This window comes from Alienimonas sp. DA493 (assembly GCF_043951915.1).
GTDB lineage: Bacteria > Planctomycetota > Planctomycetia > Planctomycetales > Planctomycetaceae > Alienimonas.
Genome location: NZ_JBINJD010000113.1, coordinates 1 through 16,800, shown reverse-complemented (window position 1 = coordinate 16,800; position 16,800 = coordinate 1). Strand labels below are relative to the sequence as shown.

18 protein-coding genes and 1 pseudogene are annotated in these 16,800 nt (G+C 69.0%); 1 reads left to right on the top strand and 18 read right to left on the bottom strand.

The window, feature by feature from the left end; all coding sequences use genetic code 11:
- The 10 genes and pseudogenes from ACG2DA_RS16045 to ACG2DA_RS16000 all read right to left on the bottom strand — a co-directional run.
- A pseudogene (locus ACG2DA_RS16045) lies at positions 1-677 on the bottom strand (hypothetical protein); the annotation flags it as partial.
- Positions 667-2,238, bottom strand: coding sequence for a phage portal protein (locus ACG2DA_RS16040; protein WP_395256801.1), 1,572 nt, complete (start codon positions 2,236-2,238; stop codon positions 667-669). The pseudogene ACG2DA_RS16045 and the gene ACG2DA_RS16040, both read right to left, overlap by 11 nt.
- 2 nt (positions 2,239-2,240) lie before the next feature.
- Positions 2,241-2,450, bottom strand: coding sequence for a hypothetical protein (locus ACG2DA_RS16035; protein WP_395256800.1), 210 nt, complete (start codon positions 2,448-2,450; stop codon positions 2,241-2,243).
- Positions 2,451-2,763: 313 nt separating this feature from the next.
- Positions 2,764-4,848, bottom strand: coding sequence for a terminase gpA endonuclease subunit (locus ACG2DA_RS16030; protein ID WP_395256799.1), 2,085 nt, complete (start codon positions 4,846-4,848; stop codon positions 2,764-2,766).
- The gene (locus tag ACG2DA_RS16025) at positions 4,841-5,086 is read right to left on the bottom strand and encodes a hypothetical protein (protein WP_395256798.1); all 246 of its coding nucleotides are present in this window, start codon (positions 5,084-5,086) and stop codon (positions 4,841-4,843) included. Before ACG2DA_RS16025 ends, ACG2DA_RS16030 begins: the two co-directional genes overlap by 8 nt.
- Positions 5,076-5,318, bottom strand: coding sequence for a hypothetical protein (locus ACG2DA_RS16020; protein WP_395256797.1), 243 nt, complete (start codon positions 5,316-5,318; stop codon positions 5,076-5,078). The genes ACG2DA_RS16025 and ACG2DA_RS16020 overlap by 11 nt, the downstream gene beginning before the upstream one ends.
- Positions 5,319-5,831: 513 nt before the next feature.
- Positions 5,832-6,425, bottom strand: coding sequence for a hypothetical protein (locus tag ACG2DA_RS16015; protein WP_395256796.1), 594 nt, complete (start codon positions 6,423-6,425; stop codon positions 5,832-5,834).
- Positions 6,426-6,435: 10 nt separating this feature from the next.
- Entirely contained in the window at positions 6,436-6,690 is a 255-nt protein-coding gene (locus ACG2DA_RS16010; protein ID WP_395256795.1) for a hypothetical protein, read from the bottom strand.
- 2 nt (positions 6,691-6,692) lie between these two features.
- A complete protein-coding gene (locus tag ACG2DA_RS16005) occupies positions 6,693-7,721 on the bottom strand; it encodes a hypothetical protein (protein ID WP_395256794.1) in 1,029 nt (342 codons plus the stop codon).
- 37 nt (positions 7,722-7,758) lie between these two features.
- Positions 7,759-8,100: a hypothetical protein gene (locus ACG2DA_RS16000; RefSeq protein WP_395256793.1), complete on the bottom strand. Its 342-nt coding sequence runs from the start codon at positions 8,098-8,100 to the stop codon at positions 7,759-7,761.
- 97 nt (positions 8,101-8,197) lie between these two features.
- On the opposite strand from ACG2DA_RS16000, the gene ACG2DA_RS15995 reads away from it, so the two are divergent.
- On the top strand, positions 8,198-8,434 hold the full coding sequence (locus tag ACG2DA_RS15995) for a helix-turn-helix domain-containing protein (protein ID WP_395256792.1): 237 nt from the start codon (positions 8,198-8,200) through the stop codon (positions 8,432-8,434).
- Here ACG2DA_RS15995 and ACG2DA_RS15990 read toward each other — a convergent pair.
- The 8 genes from ACG2DA_RS15990 to ACG2DA_RS15955 form a co-directional block, all read right to left on the bottom strand.
- Positions 8,388-8,738, bottom strand: coding sequence for a DUF3102 domain-containing protein (locus ACG2DA_RS15990; RefSeq protein ID WP_395256791.1), 351 nt, complete (start codon positions 8,736-8,738; stop codon positions 8,388-8,390). The genes ACG2DA_RS15995 and ACG2DA_RS15990 overlap by 47 nt on opposite strands.
- Before the next feature lie 178 nt (positions 8,739-8,916).
- The gene (locus ACG2DA_RS15985) at positions 8,917-9,537 is read right to left on the bottom strand and encodes a helix-turn-helix domain-containing protein (RefSeq protein WP_395256790.1); all 621 of its coding nucleotides are present in this window, start codon (positions 9,535-9,537) and stop codon (positions 8,917-8,919) included.
- A 1,048-nt stretch (positions 9,538-10,585) separates the two neighbouring features.
- A complete protein-coding gene (locus ACG2DA_RS15980; protein ID WP_395256789.1) occupies positions 10,586-11,632 on the bottom strand; it encodes a bifunctional DNA primase/polymerase in 1,047 nt (348 codons plus the stop codon).
- Positions 11,629-12,027, bottom strand: coding sequence for a hypothetical protein (locus ACG2DA_RS15975; RefSeq protein WP_395256788.1), 399 nt, complete (start codon positions 12,025-12,027; stop codon positions 11,629-11,631). Before ACG2DA_RS15975 ends, ACG2DA_RS15980 begins: the two co-directional genes overlap by 4 nt.
- 300 nt (positions 12,028-12,327) lie before the next feature.
- Positions 12,328-13,764 (bottom strand): ParB N-terminal domain-containing protein, encoded by a 1,437-nt coding sequence (locus tag ACG2DA_RS15970; protein WP_395256787.1) that lies wholly within the window; start codon positions 13,762-13,764, stop codon positions 12,328-12,330.
- Positions 13,765-13,917: 153 nt separating this feature from the next.
- Positions 13,918-14,493, bottom strand: a complete 576-nt coding sequence (locus ACG2DA_RS15965; RefSeq protein WP_395256786.1) for a hypothetical protein — start codon at positions 14,491-14,493, stop codon at positions 13,918-13,920.
- Positions 14,494-14,578: 85 nt separating this feature from the next.
- A complete protein-coding gene (locus ACG2DA_RS15960) occupies positions 14,579-14,899 on the bottom strand; it encodes a hypothetical protein (RefSeq protein WP_395256785.1) in 321 nt (106 codons plus the stop codon).
- A gap of 637 nt (positions 14,900-15,536) precedes the next feature.
- Positions 15,537-16,694: a tyrosine-type recombinase/integrase gene (locus ACG2DA_RS15955; protein ID WP_395256784.1), complete on the bottom strand. Its 1,158-nt coding sequence runs from the start codon at positions 16,692-16,694 to the stop codon at positions 15,537-15,539.
- Positions 16,695-16,800: the final 106 nt, after the last annotated feature.

The window sequence follows — 16,800 nt, the reverse complement described above, 5'->3', positions numbered from 1 at the left end:
TCGGTGAGGGCGGAGGGGTCTTCGAACCCCTTCGCTTTGAGCCACTCGTTCAGTTTCATCACGTCGCTTTCAGCGTCGGGGGTGAAGGAAGCCGCAACCTCCGCGGCGGTGGAGTCGTCGGCCCCGAGGGCGACGAAAGACACTTCGTTCAGCACGGCGTGCCGGGCGATCAGCGCCGGGCCCCTAACCGTCTTCCCGTTGACGACCGCGGTCCGACCGGCGGCGAGCTGTTCGAACGGGCGGGTGAGTTTCCACCCGCCGGAGACCTGCCACGGGAACTCGTTGCGGGCGGCGCGGACGACCTCGTCGGCGTCTTGGTTGGCGGCGGAGACGACGCCCGCGACCCGCAGGACGCGGCCGTCGTTCTCGACGCCGTTCCCGCCGTTCAGGCCGGAGGTGTGCCCGACGATCCGGTCGGGGTTGTGGTCCCGCAGCACGGGGCGGGACTTCGCGGTGACCGCCTGAGTTTCGAGGTCGACGACGACCGGGTATTTCCGGCCGAGGTCCATCGGGCCGCCGGTGTAGGCGGTGAGCGAAAACGTCGCGAGCTTCGGGAGCCCTTCGCCGCTGGTCTCCTTCGCCTCGATCTTGAGGTCGTCGCCGATGGCGGAGAGCGCCGCCTTCAACACCCCTTCGGGAACGTCGGCCGCGTTGAGAACGTCGTCGTCAATCGGCATTGATGGCCCTTTCTTCGGCGTCGCGCCAGAGGTCCGGAATGTCCGCGTGATCTCGCACGGGACGGGAGTTCGCGGCGGCGACCGCTTGCTGAGCGGGGGTCGCCCCGGGCGGCAGCGTGATCCCGCCCGGGAGCGGGAGGCCCAGTTCGCGGCGTTTCTTGATCTGCTCCGCGAGCTTCAAATAGTGCTCGTCGGGGTCGACGCCTTCGCGGAAGAGGTATTCGTCGTCCGTCAGCAGTCCGGCCTCCCACAGCCGCACGGCCGCCCGCGCCTCTTTGTCGGGGTCGACGTGCTTCGGGGCCTGCCAGAACCAGCGGTGCGGCGGGAACGGGGTCGCGGCGCCGTCGGGGAAAAACTCGGCGTAGCCGGGGGCGCCGTCCGCGAACCCGACGACCCGGGCTTCGGAGAACCACTCGCGGAAGACGCGGTCCACGTCTTCGATTTCCTCGTCCTGCCGATCGATGTCGATCGCGCGTTCGAACGCCTGCTTGTCGAGCCGGCCGCTGGCGTAGTTGTAATCCGAACTGTCGCCCGTGCTGACGTTGCGGGGCATGAGCACGCAACAGGCGATCTCGTTCTGAATCTCCCGCTTGAACTCCTTGTAGCCCGTCGTCGGTTGCTCGGCTTTTAACTGGCTGAGCTTGTAGCCCTGCGGGAGCGTGAGCATCGCCCGATATTCGACGGGGATCGCGTCGAACCAATCGTCTCGCCCCAACGTCTCCGCCTGCTCGTCGGGCGGGAGGTCGCTTTCGAGGACGGCGGCGAAGTCGGCGGCGGTCTCCGCGGCGGCCAACGCCGCCAGGGTGTACCGCCGGAGCATCGCGACCAGCGGCAGCGCCGGGGCGAGTTCGGAGACGCCGCGGGTCTGCCCCGGGCGGTCGTGCCGGAACCGGTGAATCACCCGGTCCGCGGGAATCCAGCGGCCCCGCTCGGGGCGGTAGTGCAGATCGCCGGGGTGGCGGTCGGTGAACCAATACGCCTCGGGCTCGTCGCCGGAGCGGAGCCGGACGCCGTCGACGACGCCGTCGTCTTCGAGGCCGAGGTGCGACAGGGGCGAGCGGACCCGGTCGCACTCCACGACCTGCACGTTCAGTTTGACCGGCGTCGGCAGGTTCTCGTCGTGCGTCAGCAGGGCGAACCGTTCGCCGTCGACCGCCCTCGCGATCCGGCCGGTGCGGAGTTTCCGGGCGTAGAACGTGGCCCGCATCCACGCCGCGAACTGCTGCTCGACGAACGTATTAAAGTCGGGGTCGTTCGTGAGCAGTTGCAGCCGCGGGCCGACGCCGATCGCTTCGTTCGCGAGCCGGAGCACCAGCCCCTTCATAAAGCTGTTCGACTGCTGCGCCTCGTAGCGAGCCCGAATGCGGATTTTCTGCCGCACGATCGGGGACGCGGCGGCGTCGGCGGACAGGGCGTCGGCGTTCGCCCAGTGCCGTTCGTTCTCGTCGGTGGTGCGGGCGGCGTCGTAGTAGGCCCGCAGCCGTTGATAGAACTGGGGCCGCGACGCCCCGCGGGACGGGGCGGTCGAGAACGGGCGGCCGCGGTGGTCGAGAATCGCCACGGTCAGACGGCCCCCGGCGGACGCATCTTTTGCAGCCGGATCGGCGGGCGCCGGCGGGAGCCCGCAGCCAGCTTTAATTGGGCGACGTACTTCGCCGCCTCAATCAGGTCCGGCAGGCTGTGCTCTTCCATCTCGACGCCGTCCCGCTTCGACCGCTTGGGGGCGGCCAGGGCGGCGGCGAGGGTTTCGGCGGGGGTGAGAGATTCGGCCACGCTGCGATCCTCGCAGCGTCCGCCGACCGCGCTACGGGGGCCGCCGGCCTCCGGCCGAAAACGGCCCGCAAACTGCTATATATAGCAGTTTCTCGCCGGGGCGGTCTCTAGGTCCCCGCGATCCGTTCGAAGCTGACGACCCGTTTCCCGCAGTTTCGACAGTCGCGTTCCCGGCGGATCCTCCCGAGGACCTTGGTCGTCCGCGAGACGCGGAGGTCCCGGCACCCGCACCGGGGGCATTCGAGGCCGACGAGCGGCTCGTCCGGCGGCTCCGCGTCGGGGGCGACCCGCCCGACCGCGGCGTCGACCCGCGTCATCGACGCCTCCGCTTCGCCTTCGCCAGTTCCGAAAGTTTCGTACGGCGGACCGGGCGAGACTTCGGCGTATCGCCCAGCAATCGAACGCCCGCGGCGTTGGCGAGCATCAAGGCCCCGACCGTCGTGTCGAGGAAGTGGTTGTCGTGGCTGCGTTTTTCCCATCGTCTGATCTCCCCCCGGAGGCCGCTGTGAAACTCGACGGTCTCGACCTCGGCGCAGACCTGCCGGGCGAACCGCGTGTGAACGACTTGCTCCCCGCCGAACAGCGCCAGCGTCCCGCGGACCCGCCGACCCTCGTCGTCGAACGGCTTCGCGATGAACGCCCCGTGAGCCCGCCGCTTCCAATGGTCCGGGTTGAAGTTCAACACCCAGACCGACCGGCCGTCGTGAAGCTGCCGGCTTTCGTACCACCCGTCCCGGCCCGGCTTCTTGTCGCGGGTCCGCTTCGTGGGCTGGCGGAACCCAGGGTCGCCCATCGTCGCCCGCCACGGCCCGCCCCGTTCTAAAACGAAGTCGTACACCGTGCCGGTCAGATAGCCTGCGTCGACCCCGGCCGCCGCGATCTCCACGACCTCGCCGTCGGCCCGCGTGAAGGGCTCGTCGTCGAACCCGTCGGCAATCTTCCGCAGCGCCGCGGCGACCGCGATCTCGGTCCCGTGGGCGTCCGGCGCCGGCGTGGTGACCTCGTCGTAATCCACCACCGAGCCCACGGCGCCGGGGGCGGACCAGACCGCCTCCCAGTGCAGGCTCCGCTTGCCCACGTCGACCATCACGGTGAGCACGCCCGGGCCGTCGGGGACCTCGCGGCGCGGGAGGCCGGTCAGACGCCCCTTCACGACCCGTTCGGTGATCCCGCTTTCCTCCGGCTCGCCCTCTTCCGGCGGGTCCTGCTGCTGTTCGCAGAGCACGGAGTCCCACCCGTTTTTCGCGACCTTGATGTAGAACGCGTGCAGCGCCGAATGCTCGATCGGCTTGCCGTCCTCGGCGAGCGCCCCGTTGAAGGCGTACGGGTTGTCCACCGTCGCCCCGGCGTCCATCGCCTCCCGGTTGGCGAGGTAGAAATTCGCGGCGTCCCGGCCCAGCGGGTCGCGGGGCTTGTCGTCCGGGCCGAGTTCCTCCATCCCGCGTTGGTACCGGTCGACGAACTCCTCCCAGAGGTCCGCGTTCTCCGGCAGGTCAGGGACGGCCGCGTAGCTTTGCCCCTTCCAGGTCGGCCGCTGTTTGACGTCGGTGTAGATCGCCGCGACGCACCGCCGGTTGATCTTCGTGCAGAGCATCACCCGGGCGACGCCCTTGCCGCTCCCCGCCAGACCGGCGACGGCCTTGTCGATCCGCTTGCAGCGCTTCTCCGTCTCGCGGTCGCTCTCCGCGGAATCCTCGTCGTCGATGTCGTCGAGGATCGCGGCGTCGGGCCGAACGCCGCGGATGTTCCAGCCCCGGAGCTTCCCCTCGATGCCGACCGCCCCGACGATCTGCCCGGCGGCGCAGGTCTGTTCCGCGAGTTCCTTCGGCCACTCCTGCCCGACGAGCGTCTCCGCCGTGACCGTCGGGAACGCGATCAGCTCTTTCCGCCAGAGGATCTTGGTCGGCTCGCCGTTCACGTGCTGTTTGCGGGCGTTCGCCGCCCAGCCGCCCAGTTCCATGAGCGGGACGCAGACCTCGGGGAAGTCCTCGGCGAGCAGCTCGTTCGTCGTCAGTTCGTACTTGAGGGCGTCCTCAAGAATCTCGTTCGCCGCGGACGCGTTCTTGCCGATCAGCAGCGGAAACCGGAGTTCTTTCCGCAGCATCAGCCAGAGCGTGTCATAGACCGCGTTCGACGTTTTGCCCTCGCCCCGCGGCGCCGCGATCGCCTGTTCCCCGCCGTGCCTCGCCGCCCCGATGATCGCGGTCGTCTGAGCCCGCCGGCTCTCCGTGAACGGCTGCGAAAAGATGTGCGGGAAGTAGCCCTTCTTGAACCGCTCGTTGTCGTTCAGCCGGAGCCGTCGCCGGGCCGGGTCCGCCGGCGGCGGAATCGTGATGCCCTGCGACCGCCGACGCCCGCGGGCCTTCCGCAGCCGGTCGTACTCCCGTTCGTCATCCATCCGGCGCGGCCCCCTCGACAATGCGGCGGTCGTCCGGCGGCAGGGCGGAGACGACGGCCTCCACCAACGCCCGCAACGTCGCCCGGTCGACCAGAACGGCCGCGGGTCCGTCGTTCGGCGCGGCGACGGGGCGTGCCAGTTCCGCCCGCAGCTTCGCCAGTTCGTCCAGCCGGAGCGGGGCGAGGCGGTGCGGGTCGATGTGGGAGGCGGCGGAGAACGGGGCGGGGTCAGTCGGCATCGTCGATCTCTTCCGGGTCGGCGGGGGACTGCTTCTTGTAGCCCCGGGCCTCTTCCCAGTCGTCGATCAGCGCCGCCAGCGAGTCGACCCGCACGAGCGTCACCGGGCCGTCGAACAGAGCGGTGCGGAAACCGTTCTTCGCCGCCCTGTGCAGTTCGTTCATTCGGCCGACCGTCAGCACGGGCGGGGAATCGGGGTCGGTCTTTTGGGGAGTGGTGGCGGCGTCGCTCATCGGGAAAGTCGGGCTTGCTGGACTTCGGGGAAATGGGAGTTCATCGCCGTGGGTTTCGTCCTTTGTGCGTAGGGCGGAACGCATTTCAGGGGCGTGGAACTGGGCGGTTCATCGCCGCGGATCAGGGCGTCAGAGGCTCAGCCGGACGGACTAACTCAAAAAAAACCGCGGTGAGGGAGTCGCGGGCCTCGCCGCCTCCCCCGGGAAGGACCCGCGGCGCTTCGCCCCCTCCCTTCGCCTCTGACGGCCTCGGGAGCCCCGGGGCGACCGTTCCCCCGTCCCCAGCGTTCGAAGCCGCACAGGGCCGCACAGGGCGTCCTGCGGCGTCGCCCGGACGGGCCGAGGAAGGACGGCTTGAAACCCGAGCCGAAGCGGCCCCCCGAAGGCGAGCGTCGACGTGGCCGCACAGGACCGCCGACGTTCGCGAACGGGAACTTGCGTCGCCCGTGAGGGCGAACCGCTCCGGTCGGGCACCGAACCCCCGTTCGGACCTCAAGCCGTTCCTCGCATGCTTCACTCCTGAGCCTCCGCCAATTCGCGGGACGGGGAGCGGACGACCCAGGCCTCGGTCGCCAGCGTGACGGGACCGCCGTCGAGCGCGGCGACGAGCGACGCGTCGTAGTAGCCGGGGCGGCGCTCCCCCTCGGCGCGGTGGCCGGCGGTCGCGGGCAGGTCGACGCGCAGCCGGAGCCGGCCGTCGTCGAGTTCGGAGACCCCGACGCAGGGGACCGAGAGCCCCTCGAAGGGCTGCCCGTGGAGCAGTCGGCGCTGGGCGTAGAGCGTGACGTTCTCGACCGCGACCCCCTTCGGCCAACGCTCGACCGGTTCGTCGTAGAGCAGCTGGCGACCGACCGCGGCGGTGTAGCCGTCGCCCTCGATCAGTTCGCGGGTCTTCTCCGTCGAGGGCAGCGGCCCCGGCGGGTCGTAGGTCTCGGGGAGCGGTTCCACGGTCACGAGTTGCGAGGCGGTCGCGCCGGCCCCGTCCGTCACCGTCACTTGAAAGATGCCCGGCGTGTCGGGAACCCATGCGTGTTCCCCGTTCTCGTCGGGGAGGACCGGGTAGGGCTCGCCGGGCGGGTCGATCGGCGTGACTTCGTAGGTGTACACGGGGGCGGGCTCAGGCGATGCAGAACTGGGAGTTCGATTCGAGGACCGGCACCGGGGGGCCGCCGAGCACGGCCCGCACGTCGGCGCGGGGCTCGCCGGGCGTTCTCGGGGGGACGCCGGAGGCCGGGTCCCACCCGGGCGGAGGTTCGACGACGTAGATCGTGCGGCGGTGCTCACCCCCGGCGCCGGCGCCGCGGAGCGTGACGGTGTGCAGCCCCGGCTTTTCGGGGCTCCAGAGGACGCGGCCGTTTTCGGTTTTCAGCATGGTCAGGCTCCGGTGGCGATGGTGGCGGACAGTTCTTTCTCGGCGGTCGCCGCGTCCGTCATTCCGACGGCCTTGGCGATCGTCTCGGCGTTCGTCCGCCGCAGTTCGGCGAGTTTCGATTCGGGCTCCGGCGTGACGAACTCGATCGTCGGAACCTCTCCGCCCCGCCCCATGAGGTCCCACATCGCCTGATCCTTCGGCGACGCCCGGTCGCAGATCAGCAGGTCCGCCCGCTCGGTCCCGAGGGCGAAGCGGCAGTCGTCGCCGTCCCAGGCGAATACGATCGTCGAGGGGTGGTCGCTGTCGTCGACCGCGACCGTCGGCACGCTCAGCCGGAGGACGCGGGGGTTCGTCCCGAACCGGTGCAGGCCGGCGTTGACCGCCTCGCGGGTCTCGACGATCAGCCCGTGGGCGGCGTCTTCCGCTTCGTTCCGCGAGCCGCAGAACACGACGACGCGGACCGCGGTCGAGTGCGTGACCGCGAAGAGGGCGGCGTGCTGGGCGAGGGTCGTCGCCCCGCGGCCCCGGGCGAGTTCGGCCGTCTGCGTGCTCGACCACCCTTCCGGCAGGCCCCCGACGACGACGTCGGCCAGCCGGACGGCTTCGCGGCGGTCCGCGTCCGGCCATTCGTCGCCGACCATCTCCCGAGCGAACGGCAGGACGCAGCGGACGTACCCGGCGAAATCCGGGGGCGTCGGCCGCTTCGGAGGTTCCGGCGGCGGCGGCTCCAGGTCGGCGGGGTCGTCCGTCGCCTCCCCGGTGACGCAGTTGAACGGCGGAGTGATGCGGCGGTGCCCGATCACCTCGTCGGGCGGGCTCTTCTTGCGGCGAGTCGCCTCGTCCCACACCCGGCCGACCACGGGGTCGACGGTCAGGACGGCGTGATGCTGGTCCTCGTCGTCGTTCCAGGCGACGACGCAGTCGTAGCGGATGAACGGCGAGCCGTCGGTGCCGACGGGCGGCGGCCCGGCCTTGTAGCCGGCCAGCGGGTGACGGGGGTCGTTCGGGAAGTCGGTCGCAGCCGCGGTCATCTTGGAACTCTGAGGGGCGTCGAGGGAGGGGGAGGCGTCACAGCAGCGTCGGGAACCAGACTTCGCGGATCGCGCCCGGCTCGTTCTCGGGTCGGTGCTTGCCGGTGGGGCGGGGCGGGCGAGCACTCTCAATGACGAACCGCCGCCGCTCGATCTGGTCCGGCGTCGGCGTCCGGTAATGGCGGAGGCCCCAGGCGCCGCCGTTGAAGACCTTCGCGATCTCGACGGCCGCGTCGGGCTCGGCGAACGGGTCGGTCGTCGGCAGCTTGGGCAGCACGCGATAGAGGCCCGGGGCGTCGGGAACGCCCTCGACGACGTGGTCGAGAACGACGGCTTGTTCAAGGCCCGCGGAGGGGGGCGGGGCGAGTTCGTACCGCACGACTTAATTATCGCGGGCGGCTTGCAGACGCGCCAGTGCAATATGCGGGGGAAAGCCTTCAATTCTCGGCGTGACCGGCCGTCGGTAACGTCCCGCGATGCCCGCCAAACGCCCCTCCCGCAAAGAACTCCCGCCGTTGCCCCGGGTATTGACGGAGAAAGAGGCTCTGGCGGTGTTGAAAATCCACCGGGACACCCTGCGGTCCCTTCGGAAGTCGGGAGCATTCACCAACGCTGCTCCGGGGCTGCGGAAGGTCCGCCTGCTGGGGAGCGAGGTCGAGGCGTACATCAACGGCGACCCGCGGCCGTCCGGCCTGCCGGAGCCGGGGAAGTGACAGCAGGCGACCTGTCACGCGCCGCCGCCGCGAGGGCGTGCAGGTCGTCCACTGTGCAGCCGTCGAAGTCTTCCGACTCCTCGGGCGGCGGCGCCTGCTTCTCCGCCTTGAGTTCCGAGCGGATGTGCTGGTAGGCATCGTTGATGCCCAAATGCAAACTGGAGTTTGTATTTGCCGGGAGCAGGTCGCGATGCTTGGCGACCTTCATTAGCTTCTGGGCCCACTGAGGGTCGCATTCCACCTCGTTCTCGACCCACGGCAGGAACGACCCGTGCGGCAATTCCTTCTTCGCCTCGCACAGCACCTCGCCGAAGCGACGTCGTTGCCGCCGTGCGGCAGCGACGTATTCAGTTCCTGTTCTATATCAGTTCAAAGGTATTCAGTTCTGTGTGCCAACTTTCGCCCCTTGCGGTGCCAACTCTCGCCCCCCTGCGGTGCCATCTTTCGCCCCACCCGTGCCAACTTTCGCGGTCGCACGACGATCAGCGTCGCGGCGTCCATCCTGGCGGGACGCACGGACCCGGCGAGAGAAACTCCCCCTCCTCGAAGGCGGCGATCCCCGGCTCGATCAGTTCGCTCTCCGCGAGCCAAGCGACGGCAGAACGGACCCCCTCTTTCGTCAGCCCCGTAGCCCGCACCAACTCCGCCACCTTGACGAACCTACGGTCGTCGGCGCAGCCGTAGCCCTGTTCAATCTTGTCGACCATCCTGAACCGCGACAGCAGGACGGCGTAGACGAACTCGGCCGCATGGCTCGGCTTCCGAGCACCGCCCATATCGGGGAACCACTTCGGGAGGGCGCCCCAGTTCGTCCCGCAGTTCCTCATCGTCGCCTTCGCGGCGTCGGTCAACCTGTAGACTTTCACGCCTTTCCCCTTGGTCGCCCCGGTCTCTTCGATCCACTGCAACCTTCGGAGCCGCTCGATGTGGCGAATCACGGTCCGCCGGCCGCACCCCCGAGCGTGCGACAGCGTCTCGACGGAGGCGAAAACCAATCCGTTCTTCCCTGCATAATCCGCCATCACGGCCAGCAGTACTGCGGCCGGGCCGCACCCCTGCATCACCCGATGCGGCAGCTTCCAGTACCTGTCAGCCAGCAGCACGTCGTCGACGTACCCGCTGTCGAGATGACTTAGGCAGTCCGCAAAATCAGGCTGAACACCGCTCGCCCGCAGTTCCGGCATCGTATAAAGTGCGTTTGCGTTGAATCGGACCGCCCGGCATTGGCGTGACGGGGCGTCCGAGGATTGAAGATGTACGGGGCGTCCGGGCTTTGCCTGGGCGCCCCGTCGCTTTTTATGCGGCCGGCAGGACCGAGGTGCGATTCACGATGACGAGCATGAGCGGGCCGGCGAAGTCGAGGAGATGGGAGAGCGTAGAAGAAAGGCACACCGGGGGCTTCCCCGACGGTCTCGTCTCTTTTCGACGAGCGACGCGGGCTGTTGTTTGCCGGTCAGTGGGAACTCTTCCCGGCCGACCCGAAGGCCGGCCCTCAACGCTCTACCGTGACGCCGCCTTATTCGTCATTTGACCGTGATGACCGGGACGTAGCCCCTAAAACCCCGAAGGCTCTCGCCTCCGAAGGGGAGTGCTGCATCTATTAGCAGCCCGTGGCCCGGACGGATCGCCGGAGCGACCCTTTCGTGCGGCGTCCTGTGGCCCCCGTCGCGCCCGGAGGCGCTTACTGGCCGGCCGACAGAGCGTTGACCCCGGGGCGGGTGTACAACCCCGAGGGGTGGGCGGCAGGAAAGTCCAAAGACCCCCTTTCCGTCCGCGGTCGAGTACGTCACACTGCCGGCATGCGTGTCGGTCAGTGCGACGCGGTCGGACACCGCCAGGTCCGAACCCGTCTCCCACTCTCCCCGCCCCCCGGCAGCGCCGTAGTAGTTGCTGCCGGGGGGTGTCGCACGCCCGCCCGCAGCCCCGGACGGGACAGGGGTGAGGGCATGCGAGGCCGAACGCCGGGAGTCGAACCCGGGCACGTGCAAGATGGCACGCTCCGCTCCAGTGCGGGCGTTAAGCAAGGCGGGGCGAACCCCGCAGGTCTTTAAGAATGCGACTCCGCGTCGCTGACGTTCTTCGGTCATCCTCCGCATTATGAGGCTCCGTCCGCGTTCACGGAAGACGTCTCTTCGCGGCCCTGATTGACGGTCATCTCGGCGTCCTCGACCGATTCGCCCGAACCTTGGGTTTCCGCTCCGCATTGGCGAGCCGACGGGACTTTCTCTTCCGGGCGGAAGCCTTAGCCTTCGCGGACCCCGCGCCGCCGGACCCCGCCTTAAACGACTGCCCGAACAGCTTCGATTGCAGGCCGTCGAGGCGTTCGGTCAGTTCGGCGCCCCCTTCGAAGTCGCCGTGATTAAGAGCCCACTCGCGGCGGGCGACCAGTTGGTCGCCGAGGTTCAGCAAGTCGCCGCCCTTCACGCCCCATCGACTGCGGACGGTGGGGCGGCACGCACGGCAGGACAGCCAGGTCCCGACGCGATATTTCTTCTCCCGACTCGGCAGCAGGCTGTCGCACCGGCAGCACAACGGCGGTTTCACCCGCTTCTGTCGCCACGGCTTGCCGCTGTCGTCGCCCTGTTTGGCACCCGTGGGTGCCGTCGCCCCCCCTGGCTTGGCGGTGAGGATGTCCACCAGCCACGCGGGCGGCTCCGGCAGACCGGAGACGCCGACCTCCTCCGGGCGGGGGCCGCCGACGTGACGATACCTGCGCCTTTTCACCAGCGACGACGGAGCGACGACGTAGCCGCCGTTCGCCCGCGTGTCGACGCCCGGGGCGATCCGGTCGGTGGTGTTGCGGAGCGTCAGCCCGTCGGGCAGACGGAAGTAAAAGTGACGGCCGCCCCGGGGGGTGGCGATCTGGGGGGCGCCGGCGAACTCCCTGACGCGGGCCGCGGTCAGCCACGGATTCCGCTTCCCGTCGGCGTCCACGTCCACGTCGAGGGCGAGCCACCCCTCCGTCCTCAGCCCGACGTTGGCCCCGAACGGAGCCGCATTGAAGGCGGCGCGAACCGCGGCCGGATTGCCGGCCCCCGTGTTCGACCACCGGCTGCCCTTCGGGGGCACCTTCTCCCGAGGTGCCAGCGGGAACGGGGCGAACCCCGCAGCGGCCAGCGCCTCGGCGTAGTCGGCCCGCTCCGCGGCCCCGGCCTCCTCCCGCATGTTCTTCTGCGAACCCGTGACGGCGCCCCTCATCGCTCGCCCTCCCCGTACCGTTCCCCGCCGTCGGCGACGTAGAGCCCGTCCGGCAGGCGACCGACATCCCCGCCCTGCCAGAGCCGCTCGACGCAGTCGGCGATCGTTTTCGAGTCGCTCCCGGTCAGCCGGGCGAGGGTGTGACGGTTCGCCGAGCCGAGGACCTCGATCAGGTCGAGGACCGTGCAGTCGAGCCCGTCGCCCCGCCGCAGTACGGCGCAGACCTCGGGGGACAGGAACGTCGGCTCGGGAGCGCCGGCCTTCGGGGACCGGTTCTCGCGGAGGATGGCGGCCCACTCATAGATCTGCGTATCGGAGGGCTCCCTCCGCCCGCCGATGACGGGACCGTCGTGCGGCTCGGCTTCCCAGTCGTAGTTCGTCGTGCGCTTAACCACGGGTCCGCCCCCCTCCCGCAACGTCCGTCACGGACCGCAGCACGCCGTCGCCGCCGAGGATGTAGCTGCGTTCGCAGAACAGGCACTCGCGGTCGCCCCACGGCTGAACGGCCAGCGGCGAGCGGCAGGTCGGGCAGGACTCGCCGGGCGGTGCCGGACGGGTTGCCGGGAAGAGCGCCGGAGGGGAGGTCCCGTCGCGTGACATAGTGCGTGCCTGGGTTGAAGCGTCGCCGCGATTGGAGCCCCTGCGGCGGGTAGGGCATGAAGGAGTTCTCTGTGAAAGTCCGGCTTGCCCGACTTTCACTCCTCGTCCTCGTCCTCGTCCTCAATGGCGTATCGAGCCTCCGCGTGGATCGTCCGCCGGAGTCGCCCGAGGAAGGCGGCGTCCTTCCGCTCGTTGTTCCGTTCGAGATTGACCGAAGCGGGCTCAATTACGCTCTCGATCGCCTGCTTGGTGAGTTCCGCCAGCGTCTCCCGAGGGAGCGCTTCCAGTTCCCAGACGTTGTCCCCGTGCAGGTCGAGGAACTCTTGAATGTCCGACGCGTAGCTGCCGTCTTTGCTCTTCTTCCCCCGCTTCACCTTGCCGGCGGGCGGCAGGTCCAGCTCCCGCACCTGTCGGCTGTTCAGGGCGATCTTGTATGCGAGGGGTTCGACGCCGAAGTCGTCCCGCAGGCTGCGGCCGAAGGACTGAGCGATCGCCTCGCCCGGCGGGTCGAAGTCGCTGGCGATGAGCAGGACGAGCCTCGCTTTGCCGCTCGCTTTAAACCGCTCGACCATTTCCGCCCGCGGCCCGATTGAACAGAACCCGCGTCCGGTGACGACCGGGATCGTGTACGGCTGGGCGACGCGTTCCAGCACCGGCCGGGCGGTGTTCTTCTCGCAAAGCAGCTCGATGTGGTTGGGCTGGCTCCGCATGAGATCGCGGCGGTAGCCCTTGAACATACATTCGAGTTCTTGGCGGACGAACGCCCGAGGATCCGGGAACACTCGCCACTGCTCGACCGGCCGCGTTTCGTCGGCAAGCGCCTCCCACGGGATGTCGCCGGCCAACCGTGCGCGGGTCAGCAGGTCGCAGAGGTCGTTGTAGCTGGCCTCGTCGTTCTTATATCTGTTCCTGCCCGTGCCGTCTTTCCTTACGAATCGCCAGGGCGGGTTGTTGAGGATTCCGTAGTGGACGGTCCGGTCCGACAACGGCCAATAGCTGCGATTCTCGTTGATATAGGCGATGGCGGCTTCGAGCATCGGCCGCTTGCCGTCGCTGATCTTCTTCCGGGTCTTCACCTCGCCCAAGTCGAGGACCGGGCCGGCGGGCCGCGCCTTCTCCTCGATGTGGGCCAACATGGCCTCGTATTCTTCCTCCGGGTTCACGTCGAGCAGCTCCTCCTTCATCTGCTCAGCCCGGCTCTTGTCCCGCTGGCGATTGTTCTCCCGCAGCAGTTTGCGGAACCGCTCGGGGTCGTCGGTGCGCCGGACCGGGGCGACGAGGGCGGGCACCGTCGCCATACCCGCCACCTCGGCCGCCATCCTGCGTCGGTGCCCCCCGAGGATGTAGCCGTCCTCGGAAACGATCAGCGGGTTCTGAATCCCAAACTCGATAAGACTGTTCGCCAGCCCGATGATTTCGGGATCGTCCTCGCGAACGGGGCGGTAGAGGTCGTTCTCCGGAGCCGGCATTAGATCCGAAACCGGCAGGTCGACGATGCGTCCGGTGCCGGCATGACGAGAGAAGTCGGGCAAGCCGGACTTCGGAGCGGACGTGTAAGTTCGTTGCATGGATCGGGAGGAGGAAGGGCCGGGGGACCGTCAGGAAACGCGCGACACAGAACGACCGGCCTCCCTGCCGGCCGCTGCCCCCGGAGTGGCCGCACAGGCCCCGGGGGCGAGACACCGTCAGCCGCGGCCCCGCCGGGCCTGCACGAACCCGCGGCACAGGTGCTCGTCGTCCGGGTCGTGTTCGTGGCACAGGAAGTCGTCGCCGCCCTCGACGCAGTTCTTCGCGTCGTAGGTCGTCTCCTCCGAGCAGTTCGCCGGGGTGCCCCGCCGGAACGCGCAGGTCGCGCACCGTCCCGGGGCCTCGTTCGCCAGCGCCAAGCCCCGCAGCGACCCGGAGAGCGTCGGCAGGTTGAGCTTGAAGCGCCGCGGCGGCCCCTTCACGCCGGCCTGACGGAGCGCCGTGCGGTAGGCGTCGTCGAGGGCCTGCTGGGCGGCGACCTCGGCGGTCTGGGCGGCCTCGATTAATGCGCACGCCACGTCGATCACGGAGTCGTCCTCGCGGAGGACGAGCCCCGCCATCATGCGACGGCCTCGGGGGTTGTCGTTCTTCCACACGGCCAGATTCGCCAGCCGCTCGACCAGCGGGCGCCTCAGGAAGTCCGGATCGACGGGGTATCCGTCCGGGGCGACGGGCTTCGGGTCGGTCACGTCCTGCGGGACGTTGACGACGGGGGGTTCTTGAAGTGCGGGCATATCGCCAGACAGAAGGGGGCAGAACGGTCCCGTTCCCGTAGAACGGGCCGAAGAAAAGAGGGACGCGGAGCGGGAAGAGGTCCCGCTACGCGGTGGGGAAGAACGCGTGCTCGCCCGCGGCGAGGGCGGGGGCGGACGGACGGCGTTGCTGCTTCGACGGCGCCGGCGTCGGCCGATGCGTCCGCCGCTCCAGCCACGCGATCAGCTCAGACCCGCGGACCTTCCAGCGGGGCCGGCCTTTACCCGGGTTGCTGGACACGTCGATTCCGGCGATCTCGCCGGTCCTGAGCATCTTCCGTAGTGCCGACGTGTTCTTCAGGCCAATTAGCCGAGCCCCTGGGGCGGGGTCGTAGAGCCGGTGCCCGACGAGCACCTCGTCGGGGTCGTCTTCTGTCGCTTCTGACATCTTGGTTCCGGGTAGGAGAAACGGTTCTCAACCCGGGGCGAGGGACAGATACGGCGTGTGCGGTGCCGGCGTCAAAGACCGACCGAACGCCCCAGATGGAGCGGTTCGGTCGAACCCGAACCCAAGATGTTCGGTTTCGGATGCACCGGCATCGCACGCGCTGTAGTGTCCCTCCGCTGTGGTCGGGAAACCCGACCGACGCGGACCCCTCCGATGCGGTTGGTGAACTGTCCAGGGACACGCCGCATCTGGAGGGGGCTCTCGCCCCGTTGGCCGCGGAGGGCGACCAATGGTCTCTGAGCGTCAGATTAGCGGCTGGGCGTTCCCGCGCAACGCGGAAACTCTTCAATCTCGCCCGAAATCTGGAGATTGGGCGGCCTTTTGCAGAGGTTGGCAAGCAAAGTCGCCGGACCCACTGTACGCCCAGTGACCTTTCATTCACTGAACAGAGGTAGGGACAACCCCCGAAGTGGTGATATCTTGTACAGTAGGCGAATCCCCCAGCACCCCAAACCGGCGGCCGTCCTAATTAGCGGCCCGAGCGACGGTCGACGTCGATTCACCTTCGGGGCCTCTCCCCGGGTCGTCGCAAGGCAACCGCCGTCCCATCGCTCGCCACAGATTAGAGCGTACTGATTCACGGCCGAACCCCCAACGCCCACTTGCGGACGTGCTCCGCCATCGCCCGGAGCCGGTCCTCGCCGAGGCGCTGCCGGTACACCGCGGCCATCTCCCCGCTGGCGTGCCCCATGACGAGGTCCGCGGTCGGGTGGTCGAGCAATTCGTCGGCGACGGTGCGGAACGCCCGCCGCAGGCCGTAGAACGACAGGCCCGGCCGGTAGATGCCGGCGGCGTCCGCGAGTTCGCGGAACCCGCTTGAAACGCGGTTGTTAGTGTTGACGGTCTGCCGCTCGGTGACGACGGCCTGCACGAGCCGCCGGCCGGAGTGGCTGAGGAAGACGGCGTCGTCGTCGACCGGGTCGACGGGCCGCGGCCGGTCCTTGATCGTCTCCCGCAACGCCTCGACCGTCTCCGGCCACAGCGCCGCCTTGCGGTCCGCCTGCGTCTTCGGCCGCGGGTACTCCGCCCAGCCGTTCTCCAGGTCGAGGTGCGACTTGTTCAGCGTGGCGACGTCGGTCGGCCCGTAGGCGCAGTTCATCCCCAGCAGCAGCACGGCCCGAGTGCGGACGTCGCCCCTGTAGTACGCCTCCTTGAGCAGGTCGCGGAACTCGTGCGCCTCGACCATCCGCTCGCCGGCCTCCCGGCGGGCCTTCCGCATCGCGGCCTTCCGGGGCGGCTTGAACTCCGTCCCGAAGTTGACCGGCCGGTCGAGGAACTCGTTTTCGAACGCCCATTTGAACACCCCGCGGATCGTGGCGATGTCCTTCTGGACGGCGTGCACGCCCCGGCCGGCAACGATCTGCGGCTTCACCCGGGTGAAGTCGGCGGGCTTGAGGGACGACGGGTCGGCCCCCGGTCCGAAGGCGCCGACCAGCCGCCCGCAGGCGTCCTTCCACTGCCGGAACGTCTGCGGGGCCAGCTGGCCCGCCTCGACGGCGGCGAGCTTCGCGTTCAGCAGCTTGTTGCAGACGAACCCCAGGGTGACGCCGACCTCGACGGGCGGCGGGGGCTCGAGACCGTCGAGGAGGTACGGGCGGACCCGCTCCCACTCGGCGAGGGCCTCCTTCCAGTCGCCGCTGAAGTAGTGCAATCGCCCCCGCACCTTCTTCTGCCACCGGCCGTCGGTTCGGGGCGTCAGCGGGTACTCGGGGTAGGGCTTGGCGGGCTTGCTCATGTTCGCGTGTCTACCGTGCTGGTGTCAGACCATGACACCCCAATCCGCAGCAGACGCTACAGGGAGAGGGCGAGACGAACCCTACTCATGCGTACCCGCAGCGGTC